The 16,728-nt window shown below is 65.4% G+C and carries 17 protein-coding genes; 9 read left to right on the forward strand and 8 right to left on the reverse strand.

Translation table 11 applies throughout. The features are described 5' to 3' along the window. Positions 1-58: 58 nt before the first annotated feature. From OVY29_RS05445 to OVY29_RS05460, 4 genes are all read right to left on the reverse strand, one after another. Entirely contained in the window at positions 59-1,231 is a 1,173-nt protein-coding gene (locus OVY29_RS05445) for a carboxynorspermidine decarboxylase (RefSeq protein ID WP_037555732.1), read from the reverse strand. Positions 1,232-1,255: 24 nt separating this feature from the next. Next, on the reverse strand, positions 1,256-1,606 hold the full coding sequence (locus tag OVY29_RS05450) for a DMT family protein (protein WP_037555733.1): 351 nt from the start codon (positions 1,604-1,606) through the stop codon (positions 1,256-1,258). Then, positions 1,603-2,697 (reverse strand): alpha/beta fold hydrolase, encoded by a 1,095-nt coding sequence (locus OVY29_RS05455; RefSeq protein ID WP_037555734.1) that lies wholly within the window; start codon positions 2,695-2,697, stop codon positions 1,603-1,605. The genes OVY29_RS05450 and OVY29_RS05455 overlap by 4 nt, the downstream gene beginning before the upstream one ends. Before the next feature lie 131 nt (positions 2,698-2,828). Further along, positions 2,829-4,037 (reverse strand): saccharopine dehydrogenase family protein, encoded by a 1,209-nt coding sequence (locus OVY29_RS05460; protein ID WP_037555735.1) that lies wholly within the window; start codon positions 4,035-4,037, stop codon positions 2,829-2,831. Positions 4,038-4,100: 63 nt separating this feature from the next. Here OVY29_RS05460 and OVY29_RS05465 point away from each other — a divergent pair, with 63 nt between their 5' ends. From OVY29_RS05465 to OVY29_RS05480, 4 genes are all read left to right on the forward strand, one after another. Next, positions 4,101-5,090, forward strand: coding sequence for a threonine/serine dehydratase (locus OVY29_RS05465; RefSeq protein WP_037555736.1), 990 nt, complete (start codon positions 4,101-4,103; stop codon positions 5,088-5,090). A gap of 53 nt (positions 5,091-5,143) precedes the next feature. Next, entirely contained in the window at positions 5,144-5,587 is a 444-nt protein-coding gene (locus OVY29_RS05470) for a hypothetical protein (RefSeq protein WP_037555737.1), read from the forward strand. 129 nt (positions 5,588-5,716) lie between these two features. Beyond that, complete coding sequence (locus OVY29_RS05475; protein WP_313911097.1) at positions 5,717-6,934, forward strand: DUF3419 family protein; 1,218 nt, start codon at positions 5,717-5,719, stop codon at positions 6,932-6,934. Positions 6,935-6,937: 3 nt separating this feature from the next. Beyond that, positions 6,938-7,600, forward strand: coding sequence for a class I SAM-dependent methyltransferase (locus tag OVY29_RS05480; RefSeq protein ID WP_313911098.1), 663 nt, complete (start codon positions 6,938-6,940; stop codon positions 7,598-7,600). On the opposite strand, the gene OVY29_RS05485 is transcribed toward OVY29_RS05480, so the two are convergent. The 3 genes from OVY29_RS05485 to hemA all read right to left on the reverse strand — a co-directional run bounded on the left by OVY29_RS05485 (position 7,601) and on the right by hemA (position 10,845). After that, positions 7,601-8,863: a YceI family protein gene (locus tag OVY29_RS05485; RefSeq protein WP_052182280.1), complete on the reverse strand. Its 1,263-nt coding sequence runs from the start codon at positions 8,861-8,863 to the stop codon at positions 7,601-7,603. A 75-nt stretch (positions 8,864-8,938) separates the two neighbouring features. Next, positions 8,939-9,628, reverse strand: coding sequence for a nitroreductase family protein (locus tag OVY29_RS05490; protein WP_037555741.1), 690 nt, complete (start codon positions 9,626-9,628; stop codon positions 8,939-8,941). Then, positions 9,625-10,845 carry a 5-aminolevulinate synthase gene (gene hemA, locus OVY29_RS05495; RefSeq protein ID WP_037555742.1) on the reverse strand — a complete coding sequence of 407 codons (1,221 nt, stop codon included), beginning with the start codon at positions 10,843-10,845 and terminating at the stop codon, positions 9,625-9,627. Before hemA ends, OVY29_RS05490 begins: the two co-directional genes overlap by 4 nt. 231 nt (positions 10,846-11,076) lie before the next feature. Here hemA and OVY29_RS05500 point away from each other — a divergent pair, with 231 nt between their 5' ends. Next, a complete protein-coding gene (locus OVY29_RS05500) occupies positions 11,077-11,598 on the forward strand; it encodes a hypothetical protein (RefSeq protein WP_037555743.1) in 522 nt (173 codons plus the stop codon). A 1-nt stretch (position 11,599) separates the two neighbouring features. On the opposite strand, the gene murI is transcribed toward OVY29_RS05500, so the two are convergent. Further along, positions 11,600-12,406, reverse strand: coding sequence for a glutamate racemase (murI, locus tag OVY29_RS05505; RefSeq protein WP_037555745.1), 807 nt, complete (start codon positions 12,404-12,406; stop codon positions 11,600-11,602). A 154-nt stretch (positions 12,407-12,560) separates the two neighbouring features. On the opposite strand from murI, the gene plsY reads away from it, so the two are divergent. The 4 genes from plsY to OVY29_RS05525 all read left to right on the forward strand — a co-directional run bounded on the left by plsY (position 12,561) and on the right by OVY29_RS05525 (position 16,719). Further along, positions 12,561-13,163: a glycerol-3-phosphate 1-O-acyltransferase PlsY gene (gene plsY / locus OVY29_RS05510; RefSeq protein WP_037555746.1), complete on the forward strand. Its 603-nt coding sequence runs from the start codon at positions 12,561-12,563 to the stop codon at positions 13,161-13,163. Next, entirely contained in the window at positions 13,160-14,245 is a 1,086-nt protein-coding gene (dprA, locus tag OVY29_RS05515; RefSeq protein ID WP_037555747.1) for a DNA-processing protein DprA, read from the forward strand. Before plsY ends, dprA begins: the two co-directional genes overlap by 4 nt. Positions 14,246-14,356: 111 nt before the next feature. Next, on the forward strand, positions 14,357-15,955 hold the full coding sequence (locus OVY29_RS05520) for a vWA domain-containing protein (RefSeq protein ID WP_235211530.1): 1,599 nt from the start codon (positions 14,357-14,359) through the stop codon (positions 15,953-15,955). Positions 15,956-16,047: 92 nt separating this feature from the next. Further along, on the forward strand, positions 16,048-16,719 hold the full coding sequence (locus OVY29_RS05525) for a hypothetical protein (protein ID WP_037555749.1): 672 nt from the start codon (positions 16,048-16,050) through the stop codon (positions 16,717-16,719). The last annotated feature ends 9 nt before the right edge of the window (positions 16,720-16,728 follow it).

Below are 16,728 nucleotides of genomic sequence, written 5' to 3' on the forward strand. Positions count from 1 at the left end.
CCCTCCGTCAGCGCTCCGCGCTGCCACCTCCCCATGGCTTCGCCACGGGGAGGATCAATTACCCCAGCCGCGTCTTGAAATCCTCGTAACCGAATTCGCGGATCTGCGTCAGTTCGTCACTCTCGCTGTCCCACAGCCAGATCGACGGCAGCGGCACGCCGTTGAAGGTGTTCGTCTTGACCATCGAATAATGCGCCTGGTCGAGAAAGGCGAAGCGCTGGCCGATCCGCGCGCCGCCGGGCAGGCGATAGTCGCCGATCACGTCGCCCGCGAGGCACGACGGGCCGCCGAGACGCGTGGGCATGCCCTCGCTACCTTCATCGAGCATCGCCGGACGGTAGGGCGCCTCGATCACGTCGGGCATGTGGCAAGTCGCCGATATGTCGGTGATACCGATCGGCATGCCATTGTCGAACAGGTCGAGGATTTCGCCTACCAGAATGCCCGCGTCGAGCGCGATCGCTTCGCCGGGTTCGATCATCACGTCGCAATCGGTCGCCGCGCGCACCTGTTTGAGGAAGGCGATCAGGTCGTCGACCTGATAGTCGGCGCGCGTCACATGGTGCCCGCCGCCGAAATTAATCCATTTGAGCTGGTTGAAAAAGGGGCGCAGCATCGGCTGCACCGCGTCCCAGGTGCGCTGGAGCGGCGGAAAATCCTGCTCGCACAGGCTGTGCATATGGACGCCGTCGACGCCCTCCATATGCTCGGGCAGCAATTGGCTGATCGGAAAGCCGAGGCGGCTGCACGGCGCGGCGGGGTCGTATTTCGCGACCTCGCCCTCGCTGTGCATCGGGTTGATGCGCAGGCCGATGTCGAACGTCGCGCCTTGGGCGCGCAACTCGTCGAGCAGCGGGCGGAAGCGCGCAATCTGACCGGGCGAATTGAAGATGAGATGGTCCGACAGCGCCGCGATCTCGGGCAGGTCGATCTCCTTGTAGCCCGCGCAATAGGTCGCGACTTCGCCGCCATATTCGCTGCGGCCGAGCTTTGCTTCGTAGAGGCCCGAGGCGCACACGCCGTCGAGATAGTCGGCGACGGTCGATCCCAGCGACCACATCGAAAAGGCCTTGAGCGCCGCGAGCACGCGCGCGCCCGATGCGTCGCCGATATGACGGAGCAGCGCGAGGTTCGCGCGCACTTTCGCTGCATCGACGACGAAGGCGGGAGAGGGGACGCGGCTCAGGTCGAAGCGGGCAAAGGCTCCGGGGTCGCCGGCACGGGTTTCCATGTCGCTTGGGATTCCTGAATTAAGTCAGACCGCGATGGGTCCCTTGAAGATGAAGAACGCCCCCGCCGCGATCAGACCGAAGCCGACGAGATGGTTCAAGGTCAGCTTCTCACCGAGCCAGAAGACCGCGAACCCGGCGAATATGATCAGCGTGATCACTTCTTGCAAGGTCTTGAGTTCGGCGGCGCTGTAAACGCCATAGCCGATCCGGTTCGCCGGGATGACGAGGCAATATTCGAAAAAGGCGATCCCCCACGCGATCAGCACCGCGAGCCACACCGGCCGCGACACCGCCCCGAGTTGTCCATACCAGGCGAAGGTCATGAAGATGTTCGAAACGAACAGCAGCCCGATGGGCGCGAGCCAGGCGGTCATTTCGGGTCTTTCGTCGCGGTCAGCGGCAGCACGTCGCGAAACAGCGCGGCGAAGAAATGCCCCGGTTCCTCGACCATCGGCATATGCGCCGAATGTTCGAGCCAGACGAGCTTCTTCGAGGGTGCCTTGACCTGTCCGAACCACTGGGCCGCAACAGGCGAAGGGACAGTATAATCATGCCGTCCGAGCAGGAAGACGATCGGCACGTCCATCTTCTTCACTTTCGTGAAGCTGACATCGGCGAGGCGCGGCCAGAGCGTCGTCACCGAAAATTCGCTGCCCTTGCCCCAAGCCTGCACGTCTGCTGGCCCATATTCGGGCGACAGGCGCGGGGTCTGGAAATAATATTTGAGGTCGGGCTTGTTGTAGATGAGCGATCCGTAGGGGATCGCATATTTGCGCCAGCCGTCGGCCTTGGCGATGGTGAATTCGCCTTGCGGATAGGGGGCGAGTGCGTCGAGCGCCGCGACGGCTTCCGTATTGCCCGCCGCGAGCGCCTTTGCGCGCGTCCACGCCATGCCCGTTTTTTCACCTTCGCGAAAATCGATGCCCTGGCCGACGCCGACATAGGCGTAGAGAAGGTCGGGCCGCTCGACCGCGACCGACAGGCCGACGATCGAGCCCCAGCTGTGCCCCATCAGCACGACCTTGCGCTTGGCATAGCGTTTCTTGAGTAGCTCGATCAGTTCGATGGCGTCGTCGCGATAGCGTTCGGGCGTCATCGTCGGCGCGAGCGTCGCGGGGTCGTTGAGCGGATAGCTGCGTCCGGCGCCGCGCTGATCATATTGCACGACCGTGAAGACATCCTCCCATGGCCGCTGGAAGGCCCATGCGAAGGGCATCTCGACCGCGCCCGGACCGCCATGGACGAAGATCAGGATCGGATTCGCCTTGTCCGAGCCGCGGACGTTCACGACCTGCCGCGCGCCGCCGAGCGTGACCTCGAACGTCTCCTGTACCCCGTTCGGCGTCACGATCTTGCCGATGTCGGCGATGATCGCACGAGCGGGGGCATAGGGATCGTCGGATTGGGCTGCGACGGGGGTGGCGAAAGCCGCAAGCAGCGCGGCAGTCAGGAGGGCGATTCTCATGCCCGATCCTTAGCGCGCCAACCCTGCGATGTCGTCATCCCGGCGAAGGCCGGGATCTCGCCCTATCGCATCGACGCGCCGGCGAGATCCCGGCCTTCGCCGGGATGACGGATTTTTGGGATGGCGGGCCTTTAGAAATCAAGCGGACCCGCGAGTTCCTTCACCTGCCACGGCAGGCCGTGCTTGTTCAGCATGTCCATGAAAGGATCGGGATCCATCTGCTCCATGTTGAACACCCCGTTACCCGACCAGGTGCCGGTGACCATCATCGCGGCGCCGATCATCGCCGGGACGCCGGTGGTATAGCTCACCGCCTGATTGCCCGTTTCGGCGAACGCGTCCTCGTGATCGCAGATATTGTAGAGATAGAGCGTCTTTTCCTTGCCGTCCTTGCCGAGGCCGGTCGCAATGACGCCGATGTTGGTCTTGCCCTTCGTCGTCTCGCCAAGGCTCGACGGCTCGGGAAGCACGGCCTTCAGGAACTGCAGCGGGATGATCTCGCGGCCCTCGTAGATTACCGGGTCGATCCGCGTCATGCCGACATTCTGCAGCACGGTCAGATGCTGGATATAGGCGTCGCCAAAGGTCATCCAGAAGCGGATGCGTTTGATCTCGGGCAGGTGCGTCTTCAGGCTTTCGATTTCCTCATGATACATGAGATACATATTCTTCGGGCCGACTTCCTCGAAGTCGAACGACTGCTTCACCGACATCGGCGGGGTTTCGACCCAGTCGCCATTTTCCCAGTGGCGCGCGACCGCGGTCACTTCACGGATGTTGATCTCGGGATTGAAGTTGGTCGCGAAATGCTGGCCATGGTCGCCGCCGTTGCAGTCGAGAATGTCGAGCGTGTCGATGCGGTCGAAATGATGTTTCCTGAGCCAGGTCGTGAAGACGCTGGTGACGCCGGGGTCGAAGCCCGAGCCGAGCAACGCCATCAGCCCGGCTTCCTTGAAGCGGTCCTGATACGCCCATTGCCAGTGATATTCGAACTTCGCCTCGTCGCGCGGTTCGTAATTCGCGGTGTCGAGATAATGCGCGCCGGTCGACAGGCACGCCTCCATGATCGTGAGATCCTGATAGGGGAGCGCGAGGTTCACGACATGCGTCGCGCCGATCGAGCGGATCAGCGCCGCGGTCGCGTCGATATGATCGGCGTCGACCTCGGCGGTCTTGATCGTGACGCCCGTGCGTTCCTTCACCGACTCGGCGATCGCGTCGCATTTGAACTTGCGGCGGCTCGCCAGCGTGATGTCGGGAAAGATGTCGGGGTTCATCGCCATCTTGTGCACCGCGACCGAACCGACGCCGCCCGCGCCGATCACCAATACCTTGCTCATGAAAAATCTCCTGCCCGCTATGCTGCGGCTTGTGTTGTATGCCGCGCCCTATAGGACGAAGCCATGACACAGCAAAGCCCCGAAGCCCTGATCGATCCGACACGTACGCCCACGCTTGCAGGGGTCGAACGCGCGGCGGCGAAAGTCGCTGCATTGCTGCCGCCGACCCCGCTGCTGCCGCTTGAGGTCGATGGCAGGACGATCTGGTGCAAGGCCGAGTGCCTGCAGCCGGTCGGCGCCTTCAAGATCCGCGGCGCGTGGCACCGGCTGACCGACCTCAGCCCCGAACAGGCCAATGAAGGCGTCGTCGGGGTGTCGAGCGGCAACCATGCGCAGGGGGTCGCCTGGGCGGCGAAGCGGCTGGGGATCAAGGCGACGATCGTGATGCCGAGCAATGCGCCGGCGATGAAGCTCGCCGCGACGCGCAAGCTCGGCGCCGAGGTGGTGCTCTATGACCGCGTCACCGAATCGCGCGACGCGGTCGCCGCCAAGCTGCTCGCCGAGCGCGGCGGAACGCTCGTCCATGCCTATGGCGACCCGTGGATCATCGAGGGACAGGGCAGCGCCGGGATCGAGGCGGCGGCGCAGATGAAGGCGCGCGGCATCGACGGCCCCGACAAGGTGATCGCCTGTTGCGGCGGCGGCGGTCTGTCGGCGGGGCTCGCGCTTGCCTTGCCCGATGCCGAGATCGTCGCGGTCGAACCCGAGGGCTGGGACGATGTGACGCGCAGCCTTGCCGCGGGCAAAATCCTCTCGGTCGAGGATATGGCCTATCCGACCGAATGCGACGCGCTTCAGACGCCCGAAACCTGGCCCATCAACTTCGCGGTACTGCAGGCGCGCGGCGTAAAGGGCGTCGTTGTGACGCGGAGCGAAGTGCGCGATGCGATGCGGCTGGCGTTCGAGAGACTGCACCTCGTCGTCGAGCCCGGCGGCGCGGCGGCGCTCGCGGCGGTGCTCGCGGGGAAAGTATGGGTGACCGATGCGACGCTCGTCACCCTGTCGGGCGGCAATGTCGACCCGCTGAAATTCGCCGAGATCATCACCGAATAGGCTGGCGGAAACTTATCCGCCCGCATGCGTTTGGACGGGGAAGGAGAAGCAAGATGCAGAAAAGCGTAATTCTGGCGAGCGCCGCGGCGCTCGTGCTGCTGGCCGGCTGCGAAAAGGCCGAGGCGCCCGCCCCGACCGATACGACCACGACCGAGGTTCCGGTCGAAACCGCACCGCCCGAAACCGCCGAAGCCACCGACCCGGCAACCGCGCCGCACCGCTTCGCCAGTTGGGCGGGCAAGTGGACCGGCGTCGAGGGCATGTACGTCACGATCACGACGGCCGAGCCCGGAAAATACAAACTTGAGATGCAGTCGGACCTCGACACCAAGGGAACCTATGACGGTGAGGACAGCGAGCATGGCATCCGGTTCAAGCGTGGCGGTGAGGATCTGAGCCTCCACCGCGGCAATGGCGAGGATACCGGGCTCAAATATCTGGCGGGCAAGAAGGAATGCCTGATCGTGAAAGAAGGCGAGGGTTATTGCCGCGATTAAAGCATGGTGAGTATCGCGGCATGGTTTTTTGACGCTGTCGCGGCTTTGTCACCGAACCGTAGCGGGAATGGCAAGAATCGCTGGCATGGGCGGCCCCGGGGACAACCTGTCTCAGGGAGACCATGTCGCATGGCCACACAGCCGAACCGCACGATCGCCGCTGCCGTTGTGCGCGAAGATGCCGAGCAAAAGCAGCGCTTGCTCGACCGCGCCTTCGCGCTGGCGTTCAAGGGCCTTGTCTATGCCCAGATTTGGGAAGATCCGGTCGTCGATATGGAGGCGCTGGCAATCGGGCCGGGCAACCGGATCGCAACGATCGCAAGCGGCGGCTGCAATGTCTTTTCCTATCTGACCGCCAATCCCGCCGAGATCGTCGCGGTGGACCTCAACACCGCGCATGTCGCGCTGAATAACCTGAAACGCGTCGCAATACAGCGGCTTCCCGACTATCTCAGCTTCCGGCGCTTCTTTGCCGATGCCGACAGCAACGCGAATATCGCCGACTATCGCGCGTTCGTCCGTCCCTATCTCGACGAGACGAGCCGCCGCTATTGGGAAGGCCGCGACATCGCCGGGCGCCGCCGCATCAACGGCTTCGCGCGCGGGCTCTACAAACGCGGACTGCTCGGAAACTTCATCGGACTCGCGCATCTTGTCGCAAGGATGCACCGCGTCGATCCGCGGCAGTTCCTCGAAGCCAAGACGATCGCGGAACAGCGGGCGATCTTCGACGCCAAGTTCGCGCCCTTTTTCGACCGGAAATTCATCCGCTGGGTGACCGATCAGCGCTCCTCGCTCTTCGGGCTCGGCATCCCGCCGGCACAATATGACGCGCTCGCTTCCGGCAGGCCGATGGCCGATGTGCTCCGTGCGCGGCTCGAAAAGCTCGCCTGCGACTTTCCGCTGGAGGAGAATTATTTCGCCTGGCAGGCGTTCGGACGCGGTTACGGGAAGGGCGTGACGATGCCGCTGCCGCCCTATCTGCAGGCCGAAAACTATGCGGCGGTGAAGGCGCGCGCGGCGCGCGTGACGATGCTGCATGCCAACATGACCGACATGCTTGCCGCTGCCGACGCGGCCAGTTTCGACCGATATATATTTCTCGACGCGCAGGACTGGATGAGCGACGCGCAGCTCGCCGCGCTGTGGACCGAGGTGACGCGCACCGCGCGGCCCGGCGCGCGCGTGCTGTTCCGCACTGCCGCCGAGCCGAGCCTGCTGCCCGGTCGGCTTCCCGGCGATTTGCTCAGCCGCTGGATCTATCGCGAGCAAGCGTCGCGCGACTATACGCGTCGCGATCGATCCGCGATCTATGGCGGGGTCCATCTTTATATGCTGAAGGATTGAGGCATGCGCCGGGGGGAGGGGCATGCCGCGCTGATGGATGGCGTCTATCGCGGCCAGCGTCATATCTATGATCTGACCCGCAAATATTATCTGCTCGGCCGCGACCGGTTGATCGACGAGCTGACGCCGCCGGTGGGCGGCCGGGTACTCGAAATCGGATGCGGAACCGGACGCAATCTGATTGCCGCGGCGCGATGCTGGCCCGGCGCGCGTTTCTATGGCATCGATATTTCAGAGGAGATGCTGAAAAGCGCACGCGCCTCGATCGCGCGCGCCGGACTCTCCAAAAGGATCAGCGTGGCAGCGGGCGATGCGACCGATTTCGATCCGAACGCGCTGTTCCGGATCGACGGGTTCGACCGGATATTCCAAAGCTATACGCTGTCGATGATCCCCGACTGGCAGCGCGCGATGCGCGAAGCGATGCGTCACTTGTCGGCCAACGGCTCGCTCCACATCGTCGATTTCGGTCAGCAGGAGGATCTGCCTGGCTGGTGGCGTGCTGTGCTCCTGGGCTGGCTGGCTCGCTTTCATGTCGAGCCGCGCGCGATGCTGATCGAAGCGGGACGCGAAGTGGCGAATGATATCGGTGGAAAAATGTCGGTAGAGCGTCTCCATCGCGGCTATGCCTGGTCGCTCAGGATCGACAGGCGGTCGCCGCGCTGATCAGGGTGCTGTGCGGATGGCGTTGAACGAGAAATCGACGTCGACCGCGGCGGCGATCGCGTCGGTCGCGGTCCATTCGCCCTGCCCAACACCAAAAGCGGTGCGATCGATGCGCGCGGTGCCGGCAACGCGCGCCTCGTCCCCGTCGATGCGCAGCGTGAAGCGCACGGTCGCGGGCTTGCTGGCGCCGCGCAGGTCGAGCGTTCCGCGCGCTTCGTAGCGGTCGCCGCCAAGGTGCCGGACGTCGCGCGCGGTGAAGACCGCGTTCGGCTGCACGGCGGTGTTGAAGAAATCGCTCCCTTTCAGCGAATCGTCGCGCTGTCCGTCGCCCGTGTCGGCCGACGTAAGGTCGATCGTCACGCGGATATTCGACTTAACGAGTTCGTCGGGGCTGAAGCGGATCGCGGCGCGCCAGCGGCCAAAGCTGCCGTTTACGGCCTCGCCGTTCCAGCGCGCGGTGAAGCCGAGGCGGCCGCCCGGCGCGACGGTCCAGTCTGCGAGCGGTTCGCCCTTGTCCTCGGGAGCCTCCTTGGCGACATCCTCGACAGGCGCCTTGGCGTCGTCGGTCGCGGAAGCGGCGGGCGCCACTGCGGGCACGACGGGCGCCGCAGTCGGCACCGGCACCGCCTTCTCCGCGACTGTCCGGCTCCTCTCGGGATAGATCGTCTGCCCCACGGCGAACGCGCCCGCGAGGAGCGCCAGCGCGCCGATCGCCGCGCCGACGGCCTTGCCGCGCGCGAAGGGGATCATGCGCTGCAGTTCGGGCTTGCCGAGCAGCCACTGGTGGCGAAATGCCCCCGCGATATGGAGCAGGAACAGCCCGATCGCGATCCATGCCATTGCACCGTGGAGGCTCTCGGCGGGTTCGTGCCAACTGCGGCCGACGGGCAGGTGCGGCCAAGGGAGGATGCCGTAGAGCAGCGTCGGCACCTGCACCCGCGCCGTCGATACGAGCAGCCAGCCGGTGAGGGGGCCGAGAATCATCACGAGGTAGAAGAGCCAATGGACGATGGCGGCAAGCATGCGCGCCCACGCCGGACCGTCGGATGCGGGCGGGCGCGGCAGGATGAACCGGATGGCGAGCCGCGCGACGCTGAGTAGCAGGATCGTGATGCCGATCGATTTGTGGAGCTGATATCGCGCGAAGAGTTCGGGGCTGTTGTTCCCCTCGAGCGCCCAGCCGAGCGCGATCTGGAAGGCCAGAAGCAGCGCGATGAGCCAGTGAAGCGCGATGGCGGTGTAGCTGTAACGCGTTGCAGGCATGGCAATCTTTCGTGATCGACGGCGTCGGATTCTCGCCCTAGCTTATCGCGTCGCCAATATGCTGTCGCCCGGGAATCAGTCGTCGAAACCGACGAACCGCACCGCCTCGTCAACGCCCTTGCGCTTCGACACCACGGCATTCGCCGGAAAGTCGCCATCGGGCCAGCCCATCGCGACGCAGATCATGATCACCTGATCGTCGGGGATGCGCGCATGTTCGCGCACGACGGGGCTCTGCATGATCCCCTGGCTGTTGATCACGCAGCCGAGCCCGCGCGACCATGCCGCGTTGACCAGCGCGTTGGTCACCGCGCCGCAATCGAAGGGCGCGATGTCGCTGCCGAGCAGCACGCGGTCATAGGTGACGACGATGCTGACCGGCGCGTCGAACTGACGAAAGCCGCGCAGCACCCAATCCTGCCGCGCGTCCTTGTCCTCGCGCGCGATGCCCATCGCACCGAACAATTGCTTGGCGATCTCGATCTGGCGCGCGCGATGGTCGTCGGCGATGCCGTCGAAGCGGCGGAATTCGCGGCTGTCGGGTTTGCCCGCGAGAATGCCGTCGGTGTTGCCTTGGCGGATCGCCGCAAGCGGCGCGCCGGTGACGACCGAGAAATTCCAGCACTGGTTATTGAACGACGAAGGCGCGCGCATCGCGACCTCGAGTATCTCGGCGATCAGTTCCCTGGGAACGGACTTGTCGAGGAAGCCGCGGATCGAGCGTCGTCCGACGACGACGTCGTCATAACCGGGCGCGGTCCTCACGCCGCCTTCAGAAGCTGCAGTTCGAGCCGGTCCCAGATTTCGACGAGCGCCTCGGTGAGTTCGCGCATCATCGCTTCGTCATGCGCCGGGCCGGGCGTAAAGCGCAGGCGTTCGGTGCCGCGCGGCACGGTCGGGAAATTGATCGGCTGCACATAGACGCCATATTCGGCGAGCAATATGTCGCTGATCTTCTTCGCGCGCACCGGGTCGCCGACCATCAGCGGGACGATGTGCGTGGTCGAATCCATCACCGGCAGACCGGCGTCGCGGAAGCTTTGCTTGAGATAGGCGGCGGCTTGCTGCTGCGCCTCGCGCTCGACGCTCGACGATTTGAGGTGCCGCACGCTCGCGAGTACGCCCGCGACGAGCACCGGCGACAGGCTGGTCGTGAAGATGAAGCCGGGCGCATAGCTGCGGATCACGTCGATGATATTCTTCTCGGCGGCGATATAGCCGCCCATCACGCCGAATGCCTTGCCGAGCGTGCCTTCGATGATCGTCACGCGGTGCGCAGCCTCGTCGCGGTCGGTGATGCCGCCGCCGCGCGGGCCGTACATGCCGACGGCATGAACTTCGTCGCAATAGGTGAGCGCGTTATACTTCTCGGCAAGGTCGCAGATCGCGTGGATCGGGGCGACGTCGCCGTCCATCGAATAGACGCTTTCGAACGCGATCAGCTTCGCCGCTTCGGGATCGTCGGCGGCGAGCAGTTCTTCGAGATGGTCGAGGTCGTTGTGTCGCCACACGCGCTTTTCACAGCCCGAATTGCGGATGCCCGCGATCATCGAGGCGTGGTTGAGTTCGTCCGAGTAGATGATGCAGTTGGGCAGGAGCTTGCCGAGCGTGCCCAGCGTCGCTTCGTTCGAGATATAACCCGACGTGAAGAGCAGCGCACCGTCCTTGCCGTGCAGGTCGGCGAGTTCGTGCTCGAGGTCGATGTGGTAGTGGGTGTTGCCGCCGATGTTGCGCGTGCCGCCCGAACCGGCGCCGACGTCGTGCAGCGCCTCTTCCATCGCCTCGACGACCTTGGGATGCTGGCCCATTGCGAGATAATCGTTCGAGCACCAGACGGTGATCGGCTTCGGCCCGTTATGGCCGGCGAAGCAGCGCGCGTTCGGGAAAGCGCCCTTGTTGCGCAGGATATCGATGAAGACGCGGTAGCGTCCCTCCTCGTGCAGCCGATCGATCGCGCGTGCGAAGATATCGTCGTAATTCACGTTTCAGCCCCGCAGTCAGGTTCCAGTCAAGCTCTGGGCGCCGCTCCCCCGGCGGCTATTAACATGCGGGCCAATAACGCCGAAAAGCGCCGAAGGCCAGTGCGAACGATTCGCAGCACTGGGGCAAATTGTCCTATCGCCTTGATATCGCCATCGCTGTGATCGACCGCACGCCAGATTCGATCCGCGACGGCTAGTTGCGAATCCAGTGAAAATGGAAAGGATGCCGCTATGCGTCTTGTCATGACCGTCATCGTGCCGATTGCTGCGGGGCTTTGGGCGTCGAGCCCGGCACCCGCGCAGGCGCCGGCACCTTTCGACGGGAGCTGGATGAGCTGCGAAACATATCAGGGCGCGGAGATCTGCGAGTATAAAATGCTCGCCCAGCGCGGCGACCGGCTATGCGGCGTCCAGCGCTATTTCGCGACCAATGCCTATTATGAACAGCGCTTTGTCGGCACGGTAAAAGACAATGCCGCGCATATCGAGAAGATTTGCGGCGACCCGGGGTCGGAGACCGACACTTATTGCAGCGGACGCGCGCCTTCGGGCGCGGCGAAGGTGGGCTGGCAGGTTATCGACCGGAAGCTGGGCCTGTGCGGCGGACGGTTGGTCGATGGTGGGCGCGATTCCCACTCCTGCACCGGCGCAGGCCAGCATTTGGGGATGCCGCGCGCGGACGAACTGGGCGAGCAAGGTCCCGGGCCCGAGGACCGCGCATGGCTGGCGTCGTGCGCCGGCGGCGCCGAGTGAATTAGATCGTTTCGACCGATCCGATGCCATAGGGGGCAAGCGCGGCGAGCGGCGGGGGCGGGCGGTCGTCGCTGCGGGTGAAGACGGCAATGCCGGGCTGGGGCGTGTCGGGCCAGGCTTGACCTTGGGTGAGATGGGCGATGCGTCTTGCAATGCCCGCGGCGCCGTCGATCAGGCAGACTTCGGGGCCCGCGGCCTCCTGCAATTCGTGCTGGAGCAGCGGAAAGTGCGTGCAGGCGAGGATGATGACGTCGATCGCATCGCCACCCGGCTGATCGCGCAGGCCCGCGATCGCATGCGCGATCGCATCGGGATCGACCGCCTCGCCGCGCAGCTTGGCCTCGGCGCCGGTGACGAGGCCCGGGCTGCCATGACGCAGCACGGTCTTTCCGTCGGCGAACCGCGCGCTCAGATCGTCGACATAGGGTTGGCGGACCGTCGCTTCGGTGCCGAGCACGCCGATCACGCCGGTCTTCGTCATTTCGGCCGCGGGTTTGATGGCGGGGACGGTGCCGACGATCGGCAGGTCGAGCGCGGCGCGGACGTGGCCGAGCGCGATCGTCGAGGCGGTGTTGCACGCAATGACGGCGAGCCGCGGCTGATACCGCTCGACGAGGCGGCCGAGCAGCGCCGGAACGCGCGCGGCGAGTTCCTCGTCGCTCTTCCTGCCATAGGGCAACCCGGCATAATCGGCGGCATAGACGATCGGTGCGGTCGGCAGCAGCGCCCGCGTGGGGCCGAGGACGGTGAGCCCGCCGAGGCCGCTATCGAAGAAAAGGAGGGGCGCGTCAGGGGGCGGCGGGTGCATGTCCGTCGCCTAGCAGGCGGCGGTGAGAGGTCAATGCCCCGTGGCCCCGGCTGCGCGGGGACGACGGATTTATCCATTTCGGCGATCGTCCGTCCGAATCCGTTGATTGCTTTTTCCAACCCCGGCAAAAGGAGCCGAACGGAGCGGGGATTTTATGACGATATTTTTGCTGATCGCTGCGGGATACCTGCTGGGTTCGATCCCGTTCGGCGTCATCCTGACGCGGTTGTTCGGCGCGGGCGACCTGCGCCAGATCGGGTCGGGCAATATCGGCGCGACCAATGTGCTGCGCACGGGGCGCAAGGAGCTGGCGGCGGCGACCCTGATCCTCGACGGCGCGAAGGGCGCGGTCGCGGTGTTGCTCGCGCGGCATTTCGTTCCCGAACTCGGCGATCATGCCGCTATGATAGCGGGCGCGGCGGCGATGATCGGCCATTGCTATCCCGTGTGGCTGAATTTCAGGGGCGGAAAGGGCGTTGCGACTCTGCTCGGGCTGGCGCTGGCGCTCGCCTGGCCGATCGGGCTGATATTCGCAGTCGTCTGGCTCGGCACGGTTCTGCTTCTGCGCATCTCGTCGCTTGGCGGAATGCTCGGCGCGGTGTCGGCGCCGATCGCCGCGCTGGCTTTGGGCTATCCGATTTATGCGATCGGGCTCGCAGGGCTCGCGGTGATTATACTGTGGCGGCATCGCGAAAATATCGCGCGGCTGCGCGCCGGAACCGAGCCGCGAGTCGGCGCCGGCAAAGGGCCTAAGTGACTCACGCGGAGCGGCTGGCGCGGCTGCGGCTGATCCGTACGCCGCATGTCGGGCCGATCAGCTGGCATCAGCTGATGGCGCGGTTCGGGTCGGGCGAGGCCGCGCTCGAGGCCTTGCCCGACCTCGTGCTGCGGGGCGGGGCGGGGCGGGCGCGGATCGCGCCGCTCGACGTCGCCGAGCGCGAGGTCGAGCGGGTCGCGGCGCTCGGAGCGCGGCACATCTTCAGCGACGAGGATGATTATTCGCCGATGCTGCGCGAGGTCGAGGGCGCGCCGCCCGTGGTCGTCGTGCGCGGCGACACCGCGATGCTGCGCCGCCCGTGCGTCGCCATCGTCGGTGCGCGCAACGCATCGGCGATCGCGTGCCGCTTCGCGCGCCAACTCGCCGCCGATCTCGCCGCGCGCGAGGTCACGGTGGTCAGCGGGCTGGCGCGCGGGGTCGACACCGCCGCGCACATCGGCGCGCTCGGCGGCGCAACGGTCGGCGTGATCGCGAGCGGGATCGATATCGCCTTCCCGCCCGAAAACGCCGCGTTGCAGGAAAAGATCGCGAGCGATCAGCTGCTCATCGCCGAGCAGCCGCCGGGGACCGAGCCGCTCGCGCGGCATTTCCCTTCACGCAACCGGATCATCGCCGGCCTTGCCCACGGCACCGTGGTGATCGAGGCGGCACCGAAATCGGGGTCGTTGATCACGGCACGTCGCGCCGGCGATTATGGCCGCGAGGTGATGGCCGTGCCGGGGTCCCCGCTCGACCCGCGCGCGCAGGGCTGCAACCTGCTGATCCGCGAGGGCGCGACCTTGATCCAGACGGTCGACGACGTGCTGGAAGCGGTCGGACCGATCGACACGCGCATGGTTCGGGAACCGGTGCGCCGCTATGCGGCGGCCGCTGCGCCGTTCGAGGCGGGCGAGGGCGAGCGACGCGGCGTCGCCGAACTGCTCGGGCCGACGCCGGTGGCGATCGACGAACTGGTCCGGCAGTCGGGGCAGGCGGCGGCGACCGTCCAGCTGGTCCTCCTCGAACTTGAGCTGGCGGGCCGGATCGAGCGGCATGCGGGGGCGCGGGTTTCGCTGGTGTGATGGCCGGCACAGCGCCCTAAGCCACAGCAATATAACAATTCATCCCGGTTCAGCCACGGTTCAGCGGCCGAGCGACAGGCTGATGATATTGTATCACATGCGGGGAGATTGATGATGCGTAGCCGATATCTGACCGGCGTTACGATGTTCGCCATCCTGGCATCGGTGCCGGCGCCTATGCCGATCGCCACCGCCCACGCGCAGGCGCCCGGCAGCCAGCAGGGCTTTTGCCGCACCGCCGATCCCTTGCCGCGGCTCGATCCCGAGACGCGGCCGCAGCAGCAATCGAACGCGGACTACAAGACCGAGGGCGGCCGCGACTCGCGCGACGAAGCGATGCCGATGGCACCGCCGCCGCCGCCACCACCTCCTCCTCCGCCCCCGCCGCCGTCCCCCGTCTATGCGCCCGAGGCGCGTTCGGACGATAGCGCCGAGGCGGTTGTGGTCACCGGATCGAGCGCCGAGCGCGGCGCGGACGACGTGTCGGCACCGGCGCCGCCCGCCGCTTCGTCGAGCGACTATGCGCGGACCAGCCCGACCATCGTGCCGCCCCATCCGCCGCGCCCGCCGCGCCCGCAGCCTCAGCCGCAATCGGGCATATTGACCGCGGGCGAGCATGACGACCTGCTCAATCCCGAACTTTATGCCGCCTATGTGAACCGTAGCGGCGATCTGGGGCAGGAGGTGCGGGCGCTGCCGCGCGTCGACACGACCCGCGTGGTGACGGTGAAAGTCAACGACCGCAGCGGCCAGCCGATCCCCTTCGCCGATGTCGTCGTGACCTGTTCCGACGGCAACAGCATCACCATGGCGACGCAGGCGGACGGCAGCGCGGTGTTCTTCCCGGGCCTCGACCGGCTGAGCGAACGGATCACCGTCGCGGCGCGCAAGGGCGGCCGTACGATCGCCGATGCACGGCCCGTGCTCGTCGCCGACGCGCACGGCGGCCAGACCGTCGGGCTGACCGCCAGCCAGGCCGCGACGAAGGCGACCAAGCTCGACCTGATGCTGGTCATCGACACGACGGGCAGCATGGGCGACGAGATCAATTACCTGCAGGCCGAACTCCGCTCGATCATCGGCGCGATCACCGCGAAGCACCGCAATCTCGATATCCGCATCGGCTTCGTTTTCTACCGTGATCTCGGCGACGAGTATGTCACGCGCACGATCGCCTTCGACCGCGACATCGGACGCGTGCAGGGGGCGCTCGCGCAGCAACAGGCGAACGGCGGCGGCGATTATCCCGAGGCGATGGATCAGGCATTGATCCGGGCGGTGGGGCAGGATTGGCGTCCCGACGCCGTAAAGTCGCTGCTGCTCGTGGCCGACGCGCCGCCGCACGACGACAAGTTCGGCCGCACTTGGATCGCCGCCGAGGCGGCGCGCGCCAAGCGTATCCACATCACCCCGGTCGCCGCGTCGGGCGTCGCCGACAAGGCCGAATATGCGATGCGCGCGATGGCGGCGGCGACGCAGTCGCGCTACCTGTTCCTGACCGACGACAGCGGCGTCGGCAATCCGCACGCGCCGCCGGCGATCGACTGTTATCTGGTGACCCGGCTCGACGCGCTCGTCCGCCGCGTGATCGACAGCCAGATCAGCGGCCGCCGGATCGAACCCGACGACAAGGAAGTCATCCGCAGCGTCGGCAAATATGACGCCGGCAAGTGCATCCTGCCGGCGGACTTCAAATGGCGGAATCAATGAATGATCGCAGCCGCAACACGCGCCGATTAGCCTCTTGACGGGCAGGGAAGGCGCGCGCCACCTGTGCGTCACAGGGCACGGGGAGTTCGGCAATGCAATTCGACGTCAGTATGGTCGCGCCGGTCGCGCGCGAGGCCTTCGAACGGATGCACGTCGATACATTGAATTTTGCCGTCCTGTTCGGGATATTGATCGCGACCGGCGTCGGTTATGACGTGGTCGCTACCTGGTATTCCGACCTCGCGCTCGCCTATCAGATCGGTTTTCTGTTCGCGAACCTGATTATTCAGGCGTGGGCGACGCTGTCCATTCTCGATGGTGCCGGCATCGCGCCCGTTCGGCCATGGAAACTACGCATCGGATCGATGTTCGGCGTTGGATTGCTGTCCGGGCTGGGGATTGGCTTGGGCCTGGTGCTGCTGATTCTTCCGGGTGTATATCTCGCGGGACGGTGGTTTCTCGCCGTGCCGATCCTGCTCGCCGAAGATATGTCGGTATCCGATGCGCTTTCCCAAAGCTGGGAGCGTACCGAAAACACGTGGTTGAGTTGCTCGACGATTGTGGTCGTTGCCTTCGCCTGGCAACTGGCACCGATTGCCGGGGGACTTTTCGTCGAAACGCCGAACGTGGCGGCTCAATGGGGATGGATGCTTTTGTCCAACACCTTCTCGCAAGCTGGCTGGTTGTTCGGTGTGGTGGCAGCCGCTACATTCTATATAGCGCTTGGCAGGCGGCAATCGGGCGCAGCCGAAATTTTCGGTTGACGCTGCCGC

The sequence above is a fragment of the Sphingopyxis sp. SE2 genome (genome assembly GCF_032227185.1).
GTDB lineage: Bacteria > Pseudomonadota > Alphaproteobacteria > Sphingomonadales > Sphingomonadaceae > Sphingopyxis.